Genomic DNA, 22,195 nt, shown 5'->3' with positions numbered 1-22,195 from the left:
GCCGTCACCGGAACCGTGAAAGGTAAAGAGTCGTTTACCTCGCGGACGCGACACATCGTGGTCGATCGGTCACCATGTGCTCACCGACGTCCGCCAAGGCTCGGCTCATTCGACACCTGGAGGTTCTCATGGGTGCCGTACGCACCAACGGTCCCGCCCACGCCCCGCCCTCGGCGCGCGTGCGCCAGTGGCTCACCCGGGACGCCCGGTTCGACCTATCCGCCTCGCTAGTCGTCTTCCTCGTCGCCATCCCCCTGTCCGTCGGCATCGCGGCCGCCTCGGGCGCGCCGGTGATGGCCGGTCTCATCGCCGCCGTGGTCGGCGGTCTCGTCGCCGGTGCGCTCGGCGGCTCTCCCCTGCAGGTCAGCGGCCCCGCCGCCGGGCTCGCCGTGGTCGTGGCCGAACTCGTCGACGAGTTCGGCTGGGCCACCACCTGCGCGATCACCGTGTGCGCGGGCGTGCTGCAAGTCGCGCTCGGCGCCTGCCGGGTCGGTCGCGCCGCGCTCGCCATCTCCCCCACCGTCGTCCACGCCATGCTCGCGGGCATCGGCGTGACCATCGTCCTGGGCCAGCTGCACGTCCTCGCGGGCGGCTCGGCCGGGTCGACCGCCTGGGAGAACGTCCGCGACCTGCCGGAGACCGTCCTGGGACTCGACCCGGCGGCGACCGCCGTCGGGTTGGTGGTCATCGCACTGCTGCTGGCCTGGCCGCGCGTACCCGCGAAGCTGCGCGGCGTGCCCGCGCCGCTGGTGGCGATCGTGGGCGTGACCGCCTTCGCCGCGCTGACCGCGCTGGAGGTCGCCAGGGTCGACCTGCCGGACGACCCGCTGTCCGCGATCACGCTGCCGTCGCTGCCCGACGGCCAGTGGGGCGCGTTCGCCGTCGGCGTGCTGACGATGACGATCATCGCGAGCGTGGAGAGCCTGCTCTCCGCGGTCTCGGTCGACAAGATGCGCGAGGGCCACCGCAGCGACCTCAACCGGGAGCTGGTCGGCCAGGGCGGGGCGAACATCACCTCCGGCCTGCTCGGCGGCCTGCCGGTCACGGGCGTGATCGTGCGCAGCTCCACCAACGTGCGCGTCGGCGCTCGCACCCGGGCGTCGGCGATCCTGCACGGGGTGTGGGTGCTGCTGTTCACCGTGCTGCTGGTCGGCCTGGTCGAGCAGGTGCCCCTGGCCGCGCTGGCGGGCCTGCTGGTCGTGATCGGCCTGCGCCTGGTCCGGTTGCGGGACATCGCGAACGCCCGCGAACACGGCGAACTGCACATCTACGCCGTGACCCTGGTCGGCGTCGTGATGCTCAACCTCCTGGAAGGTGTCCTAATCGGACTCGCCGTCGCCCTCCTCGACATGCTGCGGCGCGTGGTGTGGGCGCGGGTGCGGGTCGAGACAGGTGAGGAGGTCGACGCCGAAGGCCGCCCGATGTGCGCGGTCATCGTCGAGGGCACGCTCAGCTTCCTGTCCGTCCCGCGGATTTCCCGGGTGCTGTCGCAGGTGCCCGACGGCAGCGCGGTGCACCTGGAGCTGGTGGCCGACTACCTCGACCACGCGGCGTACGAACACCTCTCCGCCTGGCGCCGCCAGCACGGGTCCACCGGCGGCACGGTCCTGGTCGACGAGATCGGCCGGATCGGCAAGCGGGACGGTCGGGGCCTGCGGTGGTTCTCGCCGTGGTCGGACTGGCAGGTGACGGAGCCGATGATCCCGCGCCAGCGCTCCGACGGCCCGGACGACGTGCTGAAGCCCCTGGTGACGGGTGCGCAGGAGTACGCCCGCACCGGCGCCCCGGCCATCCGCCCGCACCTGCGGAAGCTGGCGGGCATCCAACGCCCCCACGCGGTGTTCCTGACCTGCGCGGATTCCCGGATCGTGCCGAACGTGATCACCGCGTCCGGCCCGGGCGACCTGTTCACGATCCGCAACGTCGGCAACCTGGTACCGGACCCCAAGGGCTACGACCAGTCGGTCCAAGCGGGCGTCCTCTACGCGTTGAACACCCTGGAAGTCCCGACCCTGGTCGTCTGCGGCCACTCCCGCTGCGGCGGCATGGGAGCCCTCCTGGCAGACCCCACCGACGACAACCCGATCACGCAGTGGCTGCGCTGGGGCAAACCCTCGGTCGCCGCCTACCGCGACGGGCACCCGGTGGCCCAACGGGCCGCGGCGGAGGGGTGGTCGGAGGTCGACCAGCTCTCGATGGTGAACGTGGCCGTGCAGCTGGAGAACCTGCGGAAGATCCCTGAGGTGGCGAAGAGCGACGTGCGACTGGTCGGCCTGTTCTTCGACATCCCCACAGGAACGCTGCACATGCTGGCGGGCGACAGGTACACCCCGCTGGAGGACGCAGCGCTAACTGGGTGACGCCTGTCACACCGGTCCGGGCACCGACGATGTAGAAAGACGAACTCGGTGCCCGGACCGGAGGTGACCCGTCATGCCCCGCACAACCCGCTCACAACGCGCCGCCCGCCGCGCGTTGTTCAGGCAGCTGCTCACGGCAAGTCTCGCGATTCTGGTCGCCTCGGCCACCGGTGGGCATCGAGGACGGAACGCATCGCCTTCAAGGTCCGTTCGTCAATGACGGCCTCCGCGACTCCCCAACGAGCCTCGTACTTCGCTCGAACTTGATCGATAAGCTCCTGCTCGTCCTCCTCGAGACTCGAGTTGCCCAACCTCAACATCAACAGAATCCCGCGGTCGGCAACATCCAAAAGCTGATTTTCCACATCTGGAATCTTACTAAGAATGCGCGGGTGCGCCAGCAGCGAGGCCGCCAGCGCATATCGATCGATATACTCCCCAGGGCGAACCAAAAACAGGTATCGGACCATCTCTACAACAGATTCGAAAGTCTGCACAAGCGCACCGGATACGAGGGTCCGCTGGACCAACATGCCAAGATCTACCGGAGGATCATCTCCACCAAGGCGCAACGCCCCGGTATCGGCCCGCGATAGCGCGACTGGTCGCTGCCGGACCAGCGACACGACCATTTCCGTCGCAAGGCCAACTGAACGGAACCCGCCTCTCGCATCGCGGCGAGCGTAGTCTGAAAAGAGCTCTCCACCGAGCCGCAGAAGTTGGTGCGTGTGCAGGTCGCCCGCGAGGTCCGCGTGGTTGATAGCCTCGCTGACCAGATAGTCCGAAGTCGCGTGGACCACGCCGCCCTCGTTGTGCAGCGCGGCCAGCATCACCAACCAGGACTCGGGGGCCAAGCCCGCTCGCCACAACGAGAGCATGGCCCGCCAGGGCACCAGCGGGTCCGCTTGGTCAGGCCACAACGCGGCGAGTCGAACACCATCCGGCTCAAGCGCGATGCAGAGCAGCACCAGGTTGGCCGAGTAGGCCGCAAGGGCACGGACCTGGTCTGCCGATCTCGGTCGGTAATCCTGGTACTCATCGGATCCGTGCCGGTCCCGGTACTCGGCGATCAGCGCACCCAGAACATCCGCCACCAGAATCCGATCGGTCTCGTCCAGCCGAGCCAACAGGTCCCTGGCGAAGCCAACGATGTTCGCCCGCGACTGGAGGACCTCGTGCGACAGCAGGGCGAACAGCAGATCGTCATCCGGCTTGCGCATGCCCCGCCGACCGGCCGACGCCACCCGCATGACGTCGACCAGTTCCTCCACCACCCGGTTCGCGACCAGGTATTCGCTGAAAGTCGCGTGCAGGAACTCATGGCGGCGCTGGGGTGATTCCGTCGAACCGAACCGCGCTTCCGAGGTGTGCACGAAGAAGAACTCCCCCAGAACCCGCTGCCCTGTGTCGATGGGCAGGTCCTTCGTCTTCTCCAGCGCGGCGATGTCCGCGTGCAGCTCCTCCGCCGTGATGTCCTGCCTGCCCCGGTTGAACATCGCCAACGCGACGATCGCCAAGCGGTCCAGGTGGTCGTCCACGCGCTTGGCGACTTCCCGTGCCGCCAAGCCTGTCGGTGACTTCGTCGCCTCCCGTTCGGCGAAGTGCCGGAGCAAGCGCTCGTACAGGTCGACCGGGGCGAGTTCGCCATCGAGGCCCGGTGCCAGCGGGTCGGCGACGTAGAGCGCCATCATGAGCAGCAGCAAAGGCTGCCCGGTCAGGTCCTGGTGCGCGAGGGCCAGTTCGAGGGGGACCATGCCGACCGTGTCCCGAGCGATCTCCATCGCGTTGGCCTCGTGCCACACGCGCAACCAGGCCGCGATCTGGTCCTCGTCGAACGACTCCAGCTTGATGATCGGTGTGTTGTTCGGGATCTCCACCCGATCGGCCACAACCGTCCGCGAGGTCACCACCACGGCCACCGGGCGCCCGAGGTCGGCCTCGCAGCGCTGGAACTCGGCGACGGCGTGCAGGTAGCCGTTGAGCCGGGTGTGGGTCTGGTGGACCAACTCGTCCAGGCCGTCCAGTAGAACCACGCGGACGGTGTCCAGGCTCTGGGCGTCGAGGTCCTTCCACTCGACGCGGGCGTGGGTGGAGCGGCTGAGCGCCTGCTGTATCTGGTCGTAGACCGGCAGGTCCCCACCCACGTGCCGGAGCGGGACCCGAACCACGGTGTAAGACGGCGTGGACAAGCGAGCGGCCAGGACCTTGGTCAGCAGGCTTTTGCCCGCCCCCGGGTGGCCGAGGATCAGCAGCGGTCGGCGGGCGGCTTCCGCCGAGGTCAGGTGGGCCACCAGCCGGAGGTCGAGGTCGTGCTGGACTTCCCTGTCACCCCACCACTTCTCGGCCGACGGCTGTGCATCGGGCCCATACACCGCGAACCGGTAGCGAGGGTTGACGAACAACCGATCCACGGTCGGGAAGACGACGAAGCTGCCGTACTTGGCAGCCGCGGACTCCGGGATGATCTGCTCCCGCAGTTCCGCCCGATTGCCGGTATGCACGGTCGCACGAGCATCGCCGGCAGGATCGGCGGGTGCCGACAGCGCCAGCATCGACTCGATGCGCGCGAGGGCATCGGTCTGGCCGATCAGCGCGATCTCGAAGTCGGCCCGCAGATCGCGGATCGACGAGCGGGTCGCGGCGTGTTCGCCGAAGGACGCCCAGGCGAGGAATTCCGGGACCGTGGCGGCCAGACGCAGGTAGTGCGACTGGTAGCGCACACCCGCCCGCACCACGACACTCTTGTACAGCCGGTGATGGGTGTGCTCGTTCACCGCGAGACCGTCGATGAACTCGCGCACCCGGAAGTCGAGGGCGGTAAGCCAGTCCTCGACCCTCCCCTGGTTCTCGACGAACCCCGCCGACGCCGACGGCACCGGGATCTCCGCCTGGTAGAGCACCCGCGCGCTCGGTTCGGCGAGGGCGCGCATCTCCGCGTCCGTCAACTCAAGCGCCTTGAAGCGCTCCTCGCCCAGGCTTTCGCGCAGGGCCTCGAAGTAGGAGGTGACCACCAGCGTCGAGTGAGCCGCGAGGATCAACTCTCGACGTTCGACGCCGTTGAGGTTCTTGGCCCGGCCCGAGACCTTGTCGATGGCCGCGCGAACCAACCCCATGGCCTCGTTCTTCTGGTCGACCCACGACCACACCGACGCGAACAGCGCCGCCGCGGCAGCCGGAGCGAACAAGGACGCCACACCAGCGCCAATGATGCCCACGCCCAATGCCAGGTCGACCGCCTTCAAGCCCTTGGGCTCGTGGCGGCCGAGGATCCGCAGAGCGCCTTCGTAGGTGAGGGCGGGGTCTTTGCTCACCCCGCCCTTCTACTGGAGGGCGGGGTGAGCCAGGTCCGAAGTGGAGTCGGACCCACCGAATGGAGCAGTCAGCCGCCGTTGGTCGGGGCGTAGGCGGTGCGGGAAGTCGTTGCGGGGACGGCGTTCAGGAAAAGCGGGCCGAGGGCGGCTCGGGCCTTGATCGCCGGGTGGGTGCCGCCGAAGTCGTTGGGGTCCGGGCCCGCGCCCTGGGAGAAGAGGGCGTAGATGAGGGCGGGGTTGTTCTGGGCGTCGAAGACGATGCCCGCTTCGTTGCGGCCGTCCTTGAACCAGCCCGCCTTGGTGGCGACCCGGGCGCGGTCGACCGACGACATGTCGCGGCGGATGCCGTCGGTGTGGGCGGCCTGGGAGCGGAGGATGCCGAGCAGGTACGCGGTGGAGGCCGGGCTCAGCAGGGTCCCGGCGGCGAGGGCGCGGAGCAGGTCGTGGGTTTCGCGCGGGGTCGTCTTGCCCAGGAAGAACCGGTTGGGGTTGGCGACGGGATCCACCTGGGTCTTGGGGAAGCCCTTGTCGACCAGGATCTGGTTCACCTCCAGCGCCGGGACCACCAGGCCGCAGAGGCGGACGCAGGTGTCGTCGGAGACGGTGAGCAGCAGGGCCAGGACGTGCCCCAGGGTGATCGAACTCGGGTACGCCCCGTCCAGGGGGATGATGCCGTCCCCGGTGGTGAGGACGATGTCGGCGGTCACCTCGACGCGCTGGGTCAGGGTGAGCAGGCCGCGGTCGACCTTGTCCAGGACGGCCGTGGCCACGGCGACCTTGTTGACGCTGTAGGCCTCGACCACGTCGTCGGCGCGGGCGGCGACGAGGTCCTGGCCGTTGAGGCTGATGACCGACTCCCAGGCCCCGCCCGCGCGGCCGGTGTGGAACCGGTAGGCGCGGCGGATGTCGTCCGCGCAGGTCGGTTGGGTGGCCGAAGCCGCGGCGGGCGCGGTGACGGCGGCGGTGACGGCCGCGCCCAGTCCGAGCGCGGCCCGTCGGGTGAGAGATGCCCCCATGGTGTTGTCCTCTCGGGTGTGCTGGTGTGCTTCCCCAGAACTACGCCGAGTGGGGGCGACCGGTTGCCCGCCGGCCGATTCCCGCCATCAGACGGGAATCACCGTCGGCACGATCATCGGCCGCCTGCGGTACGTGTCCGCCACCCAGCGCCCCACGACGCGGCGGACGGACTGGGCGATGCGGTGGGTGTCGGTGATGCCCTCGGACTCGGTGTGCGACAGCTCCATCTCCACCAGCGACACCACGTTGTCCAGGGCCTTCGGGTCGTCGGAGAAGCCGCGGCCGGAGATCGTCGGCGGGGACACCGCGCGGCCGGTGGCCGAGTCGACCACGACGGTGATCGCGATGAACCCGCCCTCGCCCAGCACCAACCGGTCCGACAGCGTCGACTCGCCGACGTCGCCGACGGACAGGCCGTCGACGTACACGTGGCCCACCTCGACCCGGCCGGTGATCGCCGCGCGCCCGTCGACCATGTCGACGACGACGCCGTCCTCCGCGATCACCACGTTGTCCGCGGGCACCCCGGTCTTGACCGCCAGCGCCGCGTTCGCGCGCAGGTGGCGCCACTCGCCGTGCACGGGCATGACGTTGCTCGGCCGGACCGCGTTGTAGAGGAACAGCAGCTCACCGGCGGGCGCGTGGCCGGAGACGTGGACCTTGGCGTTGCCCTGGTGGACCACGTGCGCGCCCAGCCGGACCAGCCCGTTGACCACGTTGAACACCGCGTTCTCGTTGCCCGGGATCAGCGACGACGCCAGCACCACGGTGTCGCCCGGGCGGATGGCGATCTGCCGGTGCTCGCCGCGCGCCATCCGCGACAGCGCCGACAGCGGCTCGCCCTGCGACCCTGTCGAGACGAACAGCACCTCGTCCTCCGGCATGCCCATCGCCTCGTCGAGGTTGATCAGCAGGCCGGGCGGCACGTTGAGCAGCCCCAGGTCGGCGGCGATGCCCATGTTGCGCACCATCGACCGGCCCACCAGCGCGACCCGCCTGCCGTGCGCGACGGCCACGTCGAGGACCTGCTGCACGCGGTGCACGTGGCTGGCGAAGCAGGCGACGATGACCCGCTGGTCGGCGCGCGCGATGACCCCGTCGAGCACCGGCCCGATCTCCCGCTCGGAGATCACGAACCCGGGCACCTCGGCGTTGGTCGAGTCGACCAAAAACAGGTCGACGCCCTCGTCGCCGAGCCGGGAGAAGCCCGCGAGGTCGGTGAGGCGGCCGTCGAGGGGCAGCTGGTCGAGCTTGATGTCGCCGGTGTGCAGCGCGACGCCCGCGGGCGTGCGGATGGCCACGGCGAGCGCGTCGGGGATGGAGTGGTTGACGGCGAAGAACTCGCAGTCGAACTCCCCGTACGAGACCTTGTCGCCCTCCTTGACCTCGCGCAGCTTCGGGTCCAGGCGGTGCTCGCGGCACTTGGCCGCGACCAGGGCGAGGGTGAACCGCGAGCCGACCACGGGCAGGTCGGGGCGCAGGCGCAGCAGGAACGGGACGGCGCCGATGTGGTCCTCGTGGCCGTGCGTGAGGACCAGCGCGTCGATCTCGTGCAGCCGCGACTCGATGGGCCGGAAGTCGGGCAGGATCAGGTCGACCCCGGGCTGCTGGTCCTCGGGGAACAGCACCCCGCAGTCGACGATCAGCAGCCGGTCCGCGTACTCGAACACGGTCATGTTGCGCCCGACCTCGCCGATCCCGCCGAGCGCGAACACCCGCAGCGCCCCGTCGGGCAGCGCGGGCGGCGGGTTCGTCGGCCACCGCCCCGACCGCGGCGACGGCTGCGACCCCGAACGCGGTGGCTGCGACGGGTTGTTGGTGTGCCTCACGCCCGAACCCCTAACCCGGTGACAGCGGATACGACTCCTCGACCGACCGGAGCACCGAGCGCCTGCCCGGCGGCCGCGCGGACCCGACCGGTCCGCGAGACGGGCAGCGGCACCGCACCGGTCTGGACCACGGCCCGCGGCGGGGCGGGCCGGAGGTGGGTCCGGGTCACTGGCGCACCGTCCCGGTGCTGGTGTGGGTCGTGGTGGCGACGTAGGCGGCGTTGGCGTCGGCGTGGGCGACGCGCGCGCTGGCGACGTGCGCGGCCGGGGCCTCGGCCAACGGTACGCCCGCCTCGGCGAGGTCGCTCGCGATGGCGGCGACCTGCTCGGCGGTGGCCGGGGGCAGCGGCAGGCGCGGGTCGCCCACGTCGTGGCCGCGCAGGCGCATGCCGGTCTTGCTGAACACCACGCCACCCACCCGGCTGAACGCGCGCAGCACCGGCAGGAGTCCGTTGTGGATGTTGCGGGCGGCGGTGACCTCGCCGTTCTCGTAGGTGTCCAGCATGGACCGCAGGCGGCCCGCGACCACGTGCCCGATGACGCTGACGAAGCCGACACCGCCGATGGACAGCCACGGCAGGTTCAGGGCGTCGTCGCCCGAGTAGTACGCGAGGTCGGTGCTGGCGATGACCTGGCTGCCCGCGAGCAGGTCGCCCTTGGCGTCCTTGACCGCCTGGATGCGCGGGTGCTCGGCGAGCCTGCGCAGCGTGTCGACCTCGATGGGCACGACCGAGCGCGGCGGGATGTCGTAGAGCATGACCGGCAGGCCCGTGGCGTCGGCGGCGGCGGTGAAGTGCGCCAGCAGCCCGGCCTGCGGCGGCCGCGAGTAGTACGGGGTGACCACGAGCAGCCCGTGCGCGCCCGCCTTCTCCGCTTCGCGCGCGAGGTGGACGGTGTGCGCGGTGTCGTACGTGCCGACCGAGCCGACCACGGTGGCGCGGTGCCCGACGGCCTCGACCACGGCCCGCACCAGGTCGGACTTCTCCCGGTCGGTGGTGGTGGGCGACTCGCCCGTGGTGCCGTTGACGATCAGGCCGTCGTTGCCCAGCTCCACTAGGTGCTCGGCGAGGGCCTGGGCGCGGTCGAGGTCGACCGTGCCGTCGGCTGTGAAGGGGCTCACCATGGCGGTGAGCACCCGGCCGAACGGGCGGCCCGGGGCGGCGGTGGGGCATGCGGTCATGGGGTTGACGCTACCCGCTGGCCACCTGCGTGACGCCTACCACTGCCAGGTTGTGGACAACTTCCGGGCATGTGGACAGTCCGCGGTGCCGTCTCACAGTCCGCGCGCCAGATTCCGGACGATCTCCACCGAGTCGGGCGGCCCGTCCAGCGCGACCCTGGCCTGCGCGCGACCGAAGGCGTCGAGCAGCAACTCCCCCGGTTCGCCGGTGATCGTGACCGGCGATGGCCCTGGACGCGCGGTGAGTACCCGGTCACCCGAGCGCAGGACAACGCCTACCGGGCTCTTGCGGTAGTGCAGCTTCGCCACGCGCGTGAGGTTCGTCCACAAGGAACTGTCGCGTTGTGCGTCCGCGGGCCGTGGTTCCCACTCCGGTGCCGCGCGCCGCACGTCTTCGTGGTGGATGAAGAACTCGGCGGTGTTGACCAGGTCGTCCACCAGTCGCAGCGGCGAGTACACCGGCGGACCGGTGCGCACCAGGTCGACCAGTTCCGGCCACGGTTTGGCGGCGTAAGAGCGCTGCACCCGCTCGGTGTGACCTGCGAGCGGCTTGATGACGATGCCCGCCGCCGCGTCCAGCCGCCGTTCCCGGACGACCAGGTGCGCGGCGAGGTCCCGCGCGGTCCACCCGTCGCACAGGGTCGGCGCGTCCGGGCCGACCTCCAGGAACAGCTCCGACAACCGCGCGCGTTCATCCCCGACGACACCCATGGACCCGACCCTACCCACCGGTCGGGTGAGTCCACCTCACGAGTCGGCCTTGACCTGACTGCCGGTGAAGGAACTGAAGTCCTTGTTGTAGAGGGCGCAGACCAGGGTGTTCTCGCGACCGTCGGACGGCGAGGCGTCCCAGGAGTCCTTCGACGGGTAGACGACCGCGTACCGGAGGATGCCCTTGGTGTCGCGGTTGACCCGGTCGGTGGTGAACAGCCACCCGCAGTAGCTCTCGCCGATCGCGCGGATCTGGGCGGCGTTGTAGGCCCGTTTGGTGGCGCCGGAAGGGAAGTCGAGGTAGCCGAAGGTCTGCACTTGGAACGGCTTGGCGCAGTCGGTGTACGACGAGTACGACGACCCCTTCTGCAATCGGGCGTCGCCGCAGTTGCCGTCCGAGATCTCGTACGCGGGTAGGTCGCCGTTCTCGCCGTAGGTGAGCGCGAGGATCGGCTCGACCGGGTCGGGTGTGTTCATCGCCTTGTTCAGGAAGACCCCACCGACCACACCCAGCACCAACGCCACTACGACGCCGATGGCGAGCACCTTGAAGTTGGTCTTCGTCTTAGGCGGGGCGGGCACCGCGGTGGTGGGGTGCTGGTGCGGGTAGTAGGCCGTTCCCGCGTTCAGGGCTGTCGGACCCGTAGGTGGGCCTGTCGGCACGTGGGAGAGCATGCCGCGCACCTGTGCGGAAGTGAGACGAGCAGCGGGCGTACCGACCATCAGACCGGAGATGACCGACGCCAACGCACCCTGCGCGCGGGTCAGGTAGGGCACCTCGCTCAGGATCGCGTGCATCGTCGCGGCGGTCGTAGTGCGCTCGTAGGGCGAATAGCCCTCGATGGCATAGAAGAGCACCGCGCCCAGCGCCCACAGGTCGGAGCTCGCACCGGCCTCTTCGCCGCGCAGCCGCTCCGGCGCCAGGTAGGTCGGTGAGCCGATGAGCATGCCGCTGGCGGTCAGGCGGGGGTCGTCGAGCGACTGAGCGATCCCGAAGTCGGTGAGCTTCACCCGCCCGTTGGCCGCCAGCATGATGTTGCTCGGCTTGACGTCGCGGTGCACGACCCCGGCCTGGTGCGCCGCGTCGAGCGCGGACAGCAGCTGCTCGGCGACCTTGGCCACCAGGTCGGCGGGCAGCGGACCCCGCTCGCGGATCACGTCCGACAGCGTCGGCGCCTGGATCAGCTCCATGACGATGTAGGTGGCCCCGGTCTCCTGGACCACGTCGTACACCGTGACCACGGCCGGGTCGTTGAGCCGCCCGGCGGTGCGCGCCTCGCGCAGCACCCGCTCCTCGAAGATGGCCCGCTCGCTGTGCGGGACACCGTCGGGCAAGTGCAGCTCCTTGATCGCCACGTGCCGACCGATCATCCGGTCCTCGGCGAGCCACACCACGCCCATCCCGCCGCGGCCCAGCTCGTTGAGGATCGCGTAGCGCCCCGCGACGACCCGGGGTCCGTGCGCGACGGTCGGTCCCTGTTCCTGCGACACCGCAAACCTCCTCAGCCGCGCGGAATCCTAATGGTCCACGAGACTCCCGACCCCCAAACGGGTCAAGTTGAGTCGGAAACGCCGCTCACCACGTCGTGGCCTGCTTCGCGGAGGGCGGCGACCGCTCGGTCCAGGTCGGAGTCGTGCACCAGGACGTGGTCGGTGTCGAAGGTGGACAGCGCGAACAGCGGCACCCCGGCGGCGGCCAGTGACGAGGCAATCGACGCCATGATCCCCGTGAGGGTGAACTCCAGCGGGCCGCGCACGGTGAGCAACCGCCAGCCCAGTTCGGTCCGGCCGCCCTCCGGGGTGTGCTCGGCCGGGGTGACGATGGACAGCTCCGCCAGGGTCCGGGTGACCGACACCAGGCCGGGTGCCGCGAGCAGGTCGGGCGAGACCGCGGTGCCCGGGTCGAACCGGGTCACCGCGTAGCCGCCGTCGATCACGTCGATGACCAGCCGCCGCACGGCTCAGCCCTCGGCGACGAGCGGGCTGGAGGCGACCTCGGTGCCGTCGGCCAGCGCCGAGATGGTGAAGTCGGCGAAGACGTTCGCGGCGGCCTTCTGCAGCTGCCGCAGGCACTCGATGGCCAGTGCGCGGATCTCGACGTCGGCGTGCTCGGTGGCGCGCATGGCGATGAAGTGCCGCCAGGCGCGGTAGTTGCCGGTCACCACGATGCGGGTCTCGGTGGCGTTGGGCAGGATCGCGCGGGCCGCCTGGCGGGCCTGCTTCTTGCGCAGGGTCGCGCTGGGCACGTCGGCGAACTTCTGCTCCAGACCGGCGAGCAGCTCGTTGTAGGCGTCCTGGGCGGCCTCGGCGGCGGCGATGAACTTGGCGTGCAGCTCGGGGTCGTCGGCGATGACGTCGGGCTCGACCATGGCGGCCGACTTCTCGGGCACGTAGCGCTGGGACAGCTGCGAGTAGGAGAAGTGCCGGTGCCGGATCAGCTCGTGGGTCAGGGAGCGGGAGACGCCGCTGATGTAGAACGACACGCTGCCGTGCTCGAGGACCGACAGGTGGCCGACCTCGATGATGTGGCGGATGTAGCCCGCGTTGGTCGCGGTGGCCGGGTTCGGCTTGCGCCACGACTGGTAGCACGCGCGGCCCGCGAACTCGGCCAGCGCCTCACCGCCGTCGGCGTCGGTGGTCCACGGCACGTCGGACGGCGTCAGGAACTCCGTCTTCGCGATTAGCTGCACCTTCGGCGACACCGTTTCGGTCACTGCACGTCCTTTGGCTCGGCACCCTTGTCCGGGCGCCACAGTAGTCGCCATTCGGCCCAATCCCGGCGTGACATCAACTGACACCACGGTCCCCCTTGCATGACGTCAGCGATGACGCCATAGTGGTGTCATGGATCTGAGCAGCTACCTCTCCACGCTCCGCGACGACCTGACCACCACGGCGTCCGCGGGCGACGAGTCCACCCGCCGCGCGGCGGCCGTGCTGTCGGCGGCCATCGAACCCGCGGCGCGGCTGGCCATCATGAACGCGCTGGCCGACCTGGCCGCCGAGGTCACGGCGCACCTACCGGACCACGTGGTCGAGGTGCGCCTAGACGGCCGCGATGTGCGCGTAGTGGTCACGGGTACGAACACCGGCCCGAAGGTGGGCGAGGCGACACCACCGACGACACCACCCGCGGAAGGCGCGGGCGGTGACATGAGCCGCATGACGCTGCGACTGTTCGAGGAGCTCAAGGGCAAGGCCGAGCGCGCGGCGCAGGCGCAGGGGGTGTCGCTGAACACGTTCGTGCAGCAGACGCTCCAGGGCGCGCTGAGCGGCAAGAACTGGGGGCACCGCCACGACTACAAGAACGCGAAGGCCGACGAGGACAAGAACACCTCGTCCCGGGTGCAGGGGTGGTACGAGGGATGACCGAGACGCGGATGGAGCAGTTCACCACGGGCGACGACCCGGTGGAGATCACGGTCGGCACGGGCTCCGGGCTCGTCGACGTGCGGCTGACCGACGAGGAGGGCGTCGACGTCGAGATCCGGCACGCGCCGGAGGCGGCCAACCCGTGGACCGACGGGCTGACCAACCTGGTGTCGTGGTTCACCACCCAGTTCGGCGAGGGGTCCGAACTGGACGCGGCGGCGGAAGCGGTACGCCGGACGCGGGTGGAGTTCACCGGGGGCAGGCTCGTTGTCCGAGCGCCGAAGGAGCCGCAGCTGCGCAACATCCCGCTCGCGGTAAGCGTGCGCGCACCGGCCGGTTCGTCGGTTTCGGCCCGTAGTGGCGCGGGATCGGTGCGGGTGTCCGGTGTCGCTGACCGCGTTGACGTGACCACGGGGGCGGGCACGGTCGACATCGGGGAGACCACGGGTGCGGTCAGCGCCACCAGCGGCACCGGCGCGGTGCGCATCGGGACGGCCGCTGCGGGCATCCAGGCGCGCACGGGCCGGGGCGAGGTGGAGCTGTCGTCGATCGGGGGACCGACGAAGGTCGTGACCGGCGGCGGCGACGTCTGGCTGGGCGCGGTCGCCGCGGACGTGTCGGTCCGCTCCGGCACCGGTGACATCACCGTGGCCGACGCGGTCACCGGCAAGCTGGACCTGACCACGGGCTCGGGCGCGCTGCGCATCGGGATCCGGCCGGGTTCGCCCGCCGAGATCGACGTGTCGTCGGGGGCCGGGGAGGCCCGCAGCGAGCTGCCGATCACCGGGGCGAAGCCGGAGGGGGAACCGGGCCTGGTGATCAAGGGCCGGACGGGTCTGGGTTCGGCGCTGATCACGGCGGCGAGCAGCGCGAGTTAGCGGCGTCGGTGGGGATCGACGGGCGCCGGTGCCGTGCGGCACCGGCGCACCCGTTTCGTTCGGAGGTCGGTGATGTCGCGGTCAGCGACGCAGCCACTCGGCGACGATCGCGCAGTCGTCGGGGGTGAGGTCGAGCCGGGGGTTGGCCGGGCCGAACGGCCAAGTGGGGTAGACGGGCCTGTCGAAGGGGAGCGGCAGGCCGTCGAGGAAGAGGTGGGGGCGGGATACGGCTGGACGATTGCCGTGGCCCGCTTCCGCCTCTGTCCACCATCCATCTGGACCTAGCTGCGCTAGCCCCGCTCGCACGCGGTCACAGCGCCAAGGTGACGTCCGGCCGCCAACCGGGGGACGATGCCGGATGGGGATGTGGGGGTGGGTGGCGGGAGGAGATGTCACCGGCCGTTCTTGTCCACATCGACGCCTAGGGTCTTCGCCGCGATGTAGCCGGTGCCCGCGGCTTTGACGCCCATGAGCATGTCGTTCTTGAAGATCGTGTCCTTGGCGTTGGTGGTGTCGCGGCCGAGGTGGGAGGCGTACGGCGCGACGGCGAAGACCTTGTTGTTGAGCTTCTCGTCGAACATCAACTGCGTGACGAGCGCCTTGGTGTTGTTCACGTGCACCATGACGTGGATGTGCACCGTGCGGCCGGTGTACCAGCCCGGCCAGACGGTGGTGAACCGGACGACGCCCTGCGCGTCGGAGACCTGGGCGCCGCGCAGGTAGCGGGTGTCGTCCTGCGGGGTCAGGTCCGCCATGTCCCCCGACGACCCGGGCATCATCATCCCGGTCGGCATGGGCATGCCGCTGGGCATCGAGCCGCCCATGGAGCCGAAACCGCTGGCGGACAGCTTCTCCGCGCCGGAGTAGCGGCCCTTCGCGTCGCAGTGCCAGATCTCGACGACGAGGTCCTTGAGCGGGCCGCAGCTCTCGCTGTCGACCACCTTCAACGCCAGGTCGAGCCGCGTGCCGGGCCGGTCCTCCCGGACGTCGCCGCGCAGCTTGTCCGGGTCGAAGTAGTAGGGCCCCTGGGTCGTGGTCGGCGACAGGCCGCACGTCCCGGCGCCGGCCAGCAGGGTCACCGGGTCCGTGCCCGCCGCGACCGACGGCACCGCCGCGTCGGGCGCCGCGTCCGAGGAGTCGCCACAGGCCGCGAGCACCCCCGCGAGGGTCAGCCCGCCGAGGACCAGGGTGCGCCTGCTGACCCGCTTGCCCTCGTCCGCGTCCACGTCGAATCGGTCCACCATGGACACACCATACTGACCACCACCAGCGCACCGGTCCGCCACGTGGACGCGGTCGGTCCGCTGTGGATTGTCACCGGTTCGCGTGAATCGGGCCGCCGACGTGGCTGCCCGGCGGGGTCCCTGCGACGCTGGGTGGTACCAGCGGAGACTCCAGCGGAGGTCCCATGACCACGACCGTCAGTACGGGTGCGCCGATCGTCGAGCTGATGGGCGTCGCCGACGCCGACGTCGACGTCGCGTGGCTGCGCAAGGCGCTCCAGCACGCGATGGTCCTGGAACTGGCGACGATCCCGCCCTACTCCTGCGGCCTGTGGTCGATCATGGACCCGCCGCGCGCGGCGCTGGTGCACGGCACCATCCTCGAGGTCATCTTCGACGAGATGGCGCACTTCGGGCTGGTCGGCAACATGCTGTCGGCGGTCGGCGGCACGCCCCGGCTGACCGACCCGGCCGCGCTCCCCCAGTACCCGGGCGCGCTGCCCGGCGGGGTGCGGCCGGAGCTGGAGGTGCGGCTGTCCGGGCTGACCAGGGCCGCGCTGGACATGTACAGCGCGATCGAGGAGCCGGAGGAGCCGCTGGCCTCGCTGGACGAGTCGTACACCTCGATCGGCGCGTTCTACCGCAAGATCGGCCGGGCGTTCGACGTGGTGAAGCCCGCGCTGACGACCGCGCGGCAGATCGAGCACCCGCTGGCCAAGCGGGGCAGCCGGATCACCGTGCTGCCCGACCTGGCGGCGGTCCAGGCGGCGCTGGAGCTGATCACCGAACAGGGTGAGGGCACCTCCGCGAGCCCGGGGTCGCTGGAGGGCGGGCTGGCGCACTACTACTCGTTCCGCCAGCTCTACCACGGCCGCGCGCTGTCCAAGGACAACGACGGGACCTGGTCCTACACCGGCGACCAGATCGTGCTGCCGACGGTGTACGCCGCCGCGGAGGTACCCGCGGGCGGCTGGACGAACGACCCGGTGAACGACCCGACGGGCCGACCGGTCTCGGCGTTGCTGGACGCGTTCAACGACTCGTACAGCGACATGCTCAGCCAACTGGAGTTCGCGTGGCGCACCGACGACCCGGCGCCCCGCAAAACCATGGTGGACGCGGCGATCGGCCACATGGCCGAGCTGCGCAAGTGGGGACGCCTGATCGTGCAGATCCCCCTCCCCGACGGCAGCGGGTGGCACTACTGCCCGGAATTCCTGCTGACCCGCGCCGACACGACCCCGCCACCGAGGGCGGGCGACTAGCCGACCGGGCGCGGATCCGGCGAGGCCCGCGCCCGAGATGGACGAGAAGGCGACGATGGACAACACCGAAACACTCGAGCGACTGATCCCCCGGCCCCGCGTCAACCCCGACCTGATCGGCGGCCGAGCCCCGTCCTGGCCCCCGACGACGCCGGAGGACGACGAGGAGTACGAGCCGACGATCGTGCGCGGCAGGGACTAGCCGGCAGCGGTCCGCGACCCCGGTCGCGGACCGCTTTCGGTTTCCGGCTCGGTTTCCGGCTCGGTTTCCGGCAGACCCGCGATCAGCAGTGCGACCAGGTTCCTGGGGTTGTACCCGGGGGCCGCGTCGACGCAGAGGTTGCCGATGCCGCGCATGAGTTCGTACGCCGTGACGTCCGGGGCGATGCCGGCGGCGGCGAGCAGGTCCGCGCACGCCGGGACCAGGCGGTCGATGAAGTAGGTGTGCAGGGCGGCGTTGTCCGAGCGCAGGCCGTGTTTGGTGACCAGGAAGTCGACGAACAGGTCGATCCACCGCGTGAGCGCCTCGCGCGGGGTCGCGCAGTCGGCGAGCAGCGTCGGTCCCGCCTCGGCGCACGCGTCGACCTGGTGCCGGTAGACCGCGATGACCAGCTCCGCCCGGGTCGGGAAGTGCCGGTAGATCGTGCCCACGCCGACCCCGGCCCGCGCGGCGATGTCGCGCACCGGCGCGTCCACCCCCGAGGTCACGAAGACCGCGGCGGCGGCAGCCAACAGCGCCTCCTCGTTGCGCCGGGCGTCCGCCCGCTTGGCCTTGTCGCCCATCGACCCTCCTCGACAAACGGAACCGTGTTCCGTATCGTTAGCGGAGCAACGTTCCGCTTCACCATCATGCCAGGAGGGGCCATGCAGTACCGCACGTTGGGCCGCACGGGGGTGCGCGTCAGCACGCTCGCGCTGGGCGCGATGAACTTCGGCCGTGTCGGCCGCACCACCCAGGACGAGGCCACCGCCATCGTCGACGCCGCGCTCGAGGCGGGGGTCAACGTCATCGACACCGCCGACGCCTACGGGGCGGGCGAGTCGGAGGAACTGGTCGGCAAGGCGATCGCGGGCCGCCGGGACGACGTCGTGCTGGCCACCAAGGCGGGCCTGCCGATCGGCGAGAACCCCGACCACCGCGGCGGCTCCCGGCGCTGGCTGGTCACCGCGCTGGACAACAGCCTCCGCCGCCTCGGCGTCGACCACGTCGACCTGTACCAAACCCACCGCTGGGACCCCACCACCAGCGACGAGGAAACCCTCTCCACCCTCACCGACCTCCGCCGCGCGGGCAAGATCCGCTACTTCGGCTCGTCGACCTTCCCCGCGCACCGGATCGTCGAGGCCCAGTGGGCGGCTCGGGAGCACGGCCTGGGTCGGTACACGACCGAACAGCCCGGGTACTCGATCCTGCAACGGGCGGTCGAGGCGCACGTGCTGCCGGTGACCGAGTCCTACGGGATGGGGACGCTGATCTGGAGCCCCCTGGCGTCGGGCTGGCTCACCGGCGCGGTGCGCGCGGGGCGGGAGATCACCACCAACCGGTCGAGCTTCATGCCCGCCCGCTTCGACCTGGAGAAGCCCAACAACCGCGCCCGCCTGGCCGCGGTCGAGCGGCTGGTTCCGGTGGCGGCGGAGGCGGGGCTGACGCTGATCCAGCTGGCGCTCGGTTTCGTGACCGCCCACCCGGCGGTGACCAGCGCGATCATCGGCCCCCGGACCCTGGACCACCTGCGCTCCCACCTGGCGGCGGCGGACACGGTGCTGACGCCGGATGTCCTCGACGCGATCGACGCGATCGTGCCGCCGGGGACGGACCTCGCGCCGGAAGAGAAGCACGACACCCCGCCGTCCCTCCTCGACCCCGCCCTGCGCCGCCGCCGCTAGAGGGGTGGCGCACCACCAAGCGGACCGCACTGACCGGTTGCGCCGCGCTCCTCGGCGCGCTCCTCGGTCGCCGCGCACCAAGCTGCCGCGGTCGGACCTCGGACAGCGCGGCCTTTCCGGTCCTACCTTCCGCCGCGCCACTGCCCGTCGCCGTCTCTCGCCGGGCCGCCCCGCCACCGAAAATCGCCCTCCGCCCGGGTTATCCACATGGCGCTGAGCCGTCCACAGCTCCCGTAAGCCTCTTTCGCCTCTCTGACCAGCCGCAATAGGCTCAAGGCGGGGCCTGCCCCCGGATGGGCGGGGCCCTGTGTCGGGGGCGGTTGGCGATCTTGAAAAAGCGTGGAGGTGGGGCGTTAGAGGGCGGTGGCGAGGTTGGCGGAGAGGTTGCCGTTGGGGTGGGCGGCGATGTTCTCCAGCTGTAGCCAGTCGGCCATGGTGTGGAGTTCTTCGGCTAGTTCGTGGGCCACCCGGCCCGCGTCCTTGCCTGGTTCGAGAAAGGTGCCCTGGGCGCGCAGGGTGCTGGTTGCGCGGTCCGCCTTGAGGTCGACGCGGGCGACGAGTTCGCCGTCCAGCAGGAACGGGAAGACGTAGTAGCCGTACACGCGTTTGGGTTCGGGGACGTAGATTTCGATTCGGTAGTGGAAGTCGAAGAGGCGTTCGGTTCGGTCTCGTTCCCAGATGAGGGGGTCGAACGGGCACAGCAACGCGCGGCCTCGGACGGTGCGCGGGGTGCGGGCGTCCACGTGCCGGTAGGCCTGGTGACGCCAGCCGGGGACGATCACCGGTTCCAGCGAACCGGCCTCGACGAGCTCGGCGACAGCCCGCTGCGAACGGGCCGGTTCGAGCCGGTAGTAGTCGCGCAGGTCCTTCTCCGTGGCCACGCCGTGCGCGGTCGCGGCGCGGAGGGTGAGTTGGCGGGCGGCCTCGTCGTCATCGACCGGCGGGGCCGCGTAGACCGACGCCGGGATGACCCGTTCCGGCAGGTCGTAGAGCCGCTGGAAGCCCTTGCGCGTACCCGTGGTCAACCGGCCGGTGCCGAAGAGCCACTCGCACACGTGCTTCACGTCCGACCGGTTCCACCACCCGCCCTTGGCCTTCGGCTGGGCACCGCCCAAGGCGGTCTCCAGCGCCCCCGCGCCGATCGGGCCCAGTTCCTTGACCGCGGCCAGGACGTCGTCGACCAGCCCCGGCGCCCCGGCGGAGATCCGCTCGATGTGCCGCGCCCACCGCGTCTCGTACCGGGCCATCCGCCAGCGGAACAGCGGCCAGTCCTCGACCGGCACCAGGCTCGCCTCGTGCGCCCAGAACTCGGCCAGCAACCGGGGGCGGCGCGCCGAGTGCGACCAGGCCGCGTCGTCGACCAACGCCTGGTCGTAGGACCCCAGTCGGGCGAATAAGGGCATGTAGTGCGCACGGACCGCCACGTTCACCGAGTCGAGTTGCAGCAGCTGCACCCGCGACAGCACCTGCCGGAGGTGGCGTCGGTCGACGACCCCCGACGGTCGGGAGGTGGCGAAGCCCTGGGCGGCCAGGGCGGTCCGCCGGGCGGCGGCCGGGGTGAGTGTTTCCACGAGTGAGTCCTACCTGCTGGGAACGGGCTCAGCGATCGTCCCAGACCCCACCGACACTGACGACCGCTCGGCCCTGACCACCAGCACGACGGCCGCCAGGACGATCGCGCCACCGGCCCACTGCCACGCCCCGAACACCTCGTTGGCGAACACCACGCCGAGCAGGACCGCGATAACCGGGTTCACGTACGCGTAGGTGGCCGCCGTGGACACGGGCAGCTTCCCGAGGATGTAGACGTAAGAGCTGAACGCGAGCAAAGAACCGAATGTCACCAGGTAGAGCCACCCGCCCCAGGACGTGGCGCTGTAGTCGGAAAGCCGCGCCCGCTCTCCGGTGAGGAACCCGGTCGTGAGTAGGGCCGATCCGCCGACCAGCATCTCGACAGCCGTCATCGCGAAGGGGTTCGCGGGTACCGGCAACCGCGTACTCGCCACCGATCCCACCGCCCACCCCAAAGCGGCCACTACGACCAGCCACGGCCCGTACCAAGCCGACCCGTGCGCGCCCTCGACAGGCCCACCCAGCAACAGGACAGCCAATCCACCGATACCGAGCGCCACCCCCAGAATGGTCACCCGTGGCGGCTTCTCCCCCAGCACGAACCGCAGTACGACAACGTAAATCGGCATACAGGCCACCAGCAGCGCGGCGAGGCCCGAGGCGACGTGCCGCTCCGCGATCACCACCAGTCCATTGCCCCACGCGGGCAGCAGCAGCCCCGCCAGCGCCGACGTGCCGAACTGCGCCCAGGTCATCCGCAGCGCGCTCCGCCCGGCGAAGACGAGCACACCCGCGGTGAGCACCACCCCCGCCACCAGGAACCGGGACCCGCTCGACAGCATCGGCGGCATCGTCTCCACCGTGAACCGCACGGCCAGGTACGTAGACCCCCACACCGTGTACACGACGCCCAGCGCCGCCCACGGAAGCCAAGTCTTGGACATGCCCGCACCGTGCCACGAACCACCGTCAGGATGTAAGCGGTTATTTGCTAGGTTGCCGCCATGGCCGACGCCGCGGTGCGCCCCGCCCGCCCGGACGATGTCCCCGAGATCGCCCGCCTCCAGGTTCTGACCTGGCAGACCGCCTTCGAGGCGCTGCTGCCACCGGACGTGCTCGCGGGCCTCGACGAGCGCGCGGCGGCCCAGGAGTGGGCCCAGGTCATCGCCCAGGGCCCCGCCTCGGTGTTCGTCGCGACCGAGGGCGCGTGGACCGTCGGCTTCTGCGTCGCCGGGCCGTCGCCCGAGTCGGAGTCCGCCGCGGCCAACGACACCCCGGTCGAGGACGCGGCGACGGTCGCGCTCATCGGTACGTTGCTCGTCGAGCCCCGCTGGGGCCGCCGCGGCCACGGTGGACGCCTCTTGGCCGCCACGGGCCGCACGTTGCGCGAAGCCGGGTTGACGCGTGGCATCTGCTGGGTGCCCGAGCGCAACGTTTCGCTCACCGGTTTCTTCCGCCGCGCCGGGTGGGAGCCGGACGGTGTCGTGCGGACCCTGGACGCGGGCGGCGCACCGTTGCGAGAGGTCAGGTTGACCGGCGCACTGGACTTGGAACTGGTCCAGCCCTAGGACATTCGGTGGACCGCGCGTG

The 22,195-nt window shown here is 70.6% G+C and carries 19 protein-coding genes; 7 read left to right on the top strand and 12 right to left on the bottom strand.

The window, feature by feature from the left end; translation table 11 throughout:
• The first annotated feature begins 128 nt into the window (after positions 1–128).
• Positions 129–2,360 carry a SulP family inorganic anion transporter gene (locus tag CLV40_RS15415; RefSeq protein WP_104479594.1) on the top strand — a complete coding sequence of 744 codons (2,232 nt, stop codon included), beginning with the start codon at positions 129–131 and terminating at the stop codon, positions 2,358–2,360.
• A gap of 131 nt (positions 2,361–2,491) precedes the next feature.
• On the opposite strand, the gene CLV40_RS15410 is transcribed toward CLV40_RS15415, so the two are convergent.
• The 8 genes from CLV40_RS15410 to thyX all read right to left on the bottom strand — a co-directional run bounded on the left by CLV40_RS15410 (position 2,492) and on the right by thyX (position 13,122).
• Entirely contained in the window at positions 2,492–5,671 is a 3,180-nt protein-coding gene (locus CLV40_RS15410) for an NACHT domain-containing protein (RefSeq protein WP_104479593.1), read from the bottom strand.
• A 68-nt stretch (positions 5,672–5,739) separates the two neighbouring features.
• Positions 5,740–6,687, bottom strand: coding sequence for a serine hydrolase (locus CLV40_RS15405; RefSeq protein WP_104479592.1), 948 nt, complete (start codon positions 6,685–6,687; stop codon positions 5,740–5,742).
• A gap of 87 nt (positions 6,688–6,774) precedes the next feature.
• Complete coding sequence (locus CLV40_RS15400; protein WP_181043539.1) at positions 6,775–8,424, bottom strand: ribonuclease J; 1,650 nt, start codon at positions 8,422–8,424, stop codon at positions 6,775–6,777.
• Between the two features lie 259 nt (positions 8,425–8,683).
• Positions 8,684–9,697, bottom strand: a complete 1,014-nt coding sequence (gene dapA, locus CLV40_RS15395) for a 4-hydroxy-tetrahydrodipicolinate synthase (protein ID WP_104479590.1) — start codon at positions 9,695–9,697, stop codon at positions 8,684–8,686.
• A 93-nt stretch (positions 9,698–9,790) separates the two neighbouring features.
• Positions 9,791–10,408 carry a TIGR03085 family metal-binding protein gene (locus CLV40_RS15390; RefSeq protein WP_104479589.1) on the bottom strand — a complete coding sequence of 206 codons (618 nt, stop codon included), beginning with the start codon at positions 10,406–10,408 and terminating at the stop codon, positions 9,791–9,793.
• A gap of 36 nt (positions 10,409–10,444) precedes the next feature.
• A complete protein-coding gene (locus CLV40_RS15385) occupies positions 10,445–11,899 on the bottom strand; it encodes a serine/threonine-protein kinase (protein WP_245931306.1) in 1,455 nt (484 codons plus the stop codon).
• A gap of 62 nt (positions 11,900–11,961) precedes the next feature.
• Positions 11,962–12,366 (bottom strand): ACT domain-containing protein, encoded by a 405-nt coding sequence (locus tag CLV40_RS15380; RefSeq protein WP_104479588.1) that lies wholly within the window; start codon positions 12,364–12,366, stop codon positions 11,962–11,964.
• 3 nt (positions 12,367–12,369) lie between these two features.
• Complete coding sequence (gene thyX / locus CLV40_RS15375; RefSeq protein ID WP_104479587.1) at positions 12,370–13,122, bottom strand: FAD-dependent thymidylate synthase; 753 nt, start codon at positions 13,120–13,122, stop codon at positions 12,370–12,372.
• 130 nt (positions 13,123–13,252) lie between these two features.
• Between thyX and CLV40_RS15370 the strand changes: the two genes are divergently transcribed.
• Positions 13,253–13,777, top strand: a complete 525-nt coding sequence (locus CLV40_RS15370) for a toxin-antitoxin system HicB family antitoxin (RefSeq protein ID WP_104479586.1) — start codon at positions 13,253–13,255, stop codon at positions 13,775–13,777.
• A complete protein-coding gene (locus CLV40_RS15365) occupies positions 13,774–14,658 on the top strand; it encodes a DUF4097 family beta strand repeat-containing protein (RefSeq protein ID WP_104479585.1) in 885 nt (294 codons plus the stop codon). Before CLV40_RS15370 ends, CLV40_RS15365 begins: the two co-directional genes overlap by 4 nt.
• Positions 14,659–15,050: 392 nt before the next feature.
• Here CLV40_RS15365 and CLV40_RS15360 read toward each other — a convergent pair whose 3' ends face one another.
• A complete protein-coding gene (locus CLV40_RS15360) occupies positions 15,051–15,902 on the bottom strand; it encodes an intradiol ring-cleavage dioxygenase (RefSeq protein ID WP_104479755.1) in 852 nt (283 codons plus the stop codon).
• Between the two features lie 164 nt (positions 15,903–16,066).
• On the opposite strand from CLV40_RS15360, the gene CLV40_RS15355 reads away from it, so the two are divergent.
• Together CLV40_RS15355 and CLV40_RS38010 are read left to right on the top strand one after the other, a co-directional pair.
• Positions 16,067–17,146 carry a ferritin-like domain-containing protein gene (locus tag CLV40_RS15355; RefSeq protein ID WP_104479584.1) on the top strand — a complete coding sequence of 360 codons (1,080 nt, stop codon included), beginning with the start codon at positions 16,067–16,069 and terminating at the stop codon, positions 17,144–17,146.
• Positions 17,147–17,201: 55 nt separating this feature from the next.
• A complete protein-coding gene (locus tag CLV40_RS38010) occupies positions 17,202–17,348 on the top strand; it encodes a hypothetical protein (protein ID WP_181043520.1) in 147 nt (48 codons plus the stop codon).
• On the opposite strand, the gene CLV40_RS15350 is transcribed toward CLV40_RS38010, so the two are convergent.
• Positions 17,345–17,929, bottom strand: coding sequence for a TetR/AcrR family transcriptional regulator (locus tag CLV40_RS15350; protein ID WP_104479583.1), 585 nt, complete (start codon positions 17,927–17,929; stop codon positions 17,345–17,347). The two genes, CLV40_RS38010 and CLV40_RS15350, sit on opposite strands and share 4 nt — an antisense overlap.
• Before the next feature lie 81 nt (positions 17,930–18,010).
• Between CLV40_RS15350 and CLV40_RS15345 the strand changes: the two genes are divergently transcribed.
• Positions 18,011–19,033 (top strand): aldo/keto reductase, encoded by a 1,023-nt coding sequence (locus tag CLV40_RS15345; protein ID WP_104479582.1) that lies wholly within the window; start codon positions 18,011–18,013, stop codon positions 19,031–19,033.
• A 353-nt stretch (positions 19,034–19,386) separates the two neighbouring features.
• Here CLV40_RS15345 and CLV40_RS15340 read toward each other — a convergent pair whose 3' ends face one another.
• Both CLV40_RS15340 and CLV40_RS15335 read right to left on the bottom strand, forming a co-directional pair.
• Positions 19,387–20,604, bottom strand: coding sequence for a winged helix-turn-helix domain-containing protein (locus CLV40_RS15340; protein ID WP_104479581.1), 1,218 nt, complete (start codon positions 20,602–20,604; stop codon positions 19,387–19,389).
• Positions 20,605–20,613: 9 nt separating this feature from the next.
• On the bottom strand, positions 20,614–21,549 hold the full coding sequence (locus tag CLV40_RS15335) for an EamA family transporter (protein ID WP_104479580.1): 936 nt from the start codon (positions 21,547–21,549) through the stop codon (positions 20,614–20,616).
• Between the two features lie 60 nt (positions 21,550–21,609).
• On the opposite strand from CLV40_RS15335, the gene CLV40_RS15330 reads away from it, so the two are divergent.
• Positions 21,610–22,173, top strand: coding sequence for a GNAT family N-acetyltransferase (locus CLV40_RS15330; RefSeq protein WP_104479579.1), 564 nt, complete (start codon positions 21,610–21,612; stop codon positions 22,171–22,173).
• Positions 22,174–22,195 lie beyond the last annotated feature (22 nt).

Source organism: Actinokineospora auranticolor (genome assembly GCF_002934265.1).
Lineage (GTDB): Bacteria > Actinomycetota > Actinomycetes > Mycobacteriales > Pseudonocardiaceae > Actinokineospora > Actinokineospora auranticolor.
The sequence above is the reverse complement of the archived record's forward strand: the minus strand, read 5'-3'. Positions and strand labels throughout refer to the sequence as shown.

Bases quoted from the DNA above. Each gene is read 5' to 3' on its own strand.
- CLV40_RS15390 (WP_104479589.1), bottom strand. From the start codon at position 10,408: ATGGGTGTCGTCGGGGATGAACGCGCGCGGTTGTCGGAGCTGTTCCTG.
- dapA (WP_104479590.1), bottom strand. From the start codon at position 9,697: ATGACCGCATGCCCCACCGCCGCCCCGGGCCGCCCGTTCGGCCGGGTG.
- CLV40_RS15355 (WP_104479584.1), top strand. From the start codon at position 16,067: ATGACCACGACCGTCAGTACGGGTGCGCCGATCGTCGAGCTGATGGGC.
- CLV40_RS15370 (WP_104479586.1), top strand. From the start codon at position 13,253: ATGGATCTGAGCAGCTACCTCTCCACGCTCCGCGACGACCTGACCACC.
- CLV40_RS15345 (WP_104479582.1), top strand. From the start codon at position 18,011: ATGCAGTACCGCACGTTGGGCCGCACGGGGGTGCGCGTCAGCACGCTC.
- CLV40_RS15330 (WP_104479579.1), top strand. From the start codon at position 21,610: ATGGCCGACGCCGCGGTGCGCCCCGCCCGCCCGGACGATGTCCCCGAG.
- CLV40_RS15350 (WP_104479583.1), bottom strand. From the start codon at position 17,929: ATGGGCGACAAGGCCAAGCGGGCGGACGCCCGGCGCAACGAGGAGGCG.
- CLV40_RS15415 (WP_104479594.1), top strand. From the start codon at position 129: ATGGGTGCCGTACGCACCAACGGTCCCGCCCACGCCCCGCCCTCGGCG.
- CLV40_RS38010 (WP_181043520.1), top strand. From the start codon at position 17,202: ATGGACAACACCGAAACACTCGAGCGACTGATCCCCCGGCCCCGCGTC.
- CLV40_RS15335 (WP_104479580.1), bottom strand. From the start codon at position 21,549: ATGTCCAAGACTTGGCTTCCGTGGGCGGCGCTGGGCGTCGTGTACACG.
- CLV40_RS15360 (WP_104479755.1), bottom strand. From the start codon at position 15,902: ATGGTGGACCGATTCGACGTGGACGCGGACGAGGGCAAGCGGGTCAGC.
- CLV40_RS15405 (WP_104479592.1), bottom strand. From the start codon at position 6,687: ATGGGGGCATCTCTCACCCGACGGGCCGCGCTCGGACTGGGCGCGGCC.
- CLV40_RS15365 (WP_104479585.1), top strand. From the start codon at position 13,774: ATGACCGAGACGCGGATGGAGCAGTTCACCACGGGCGACGACCCGGTG.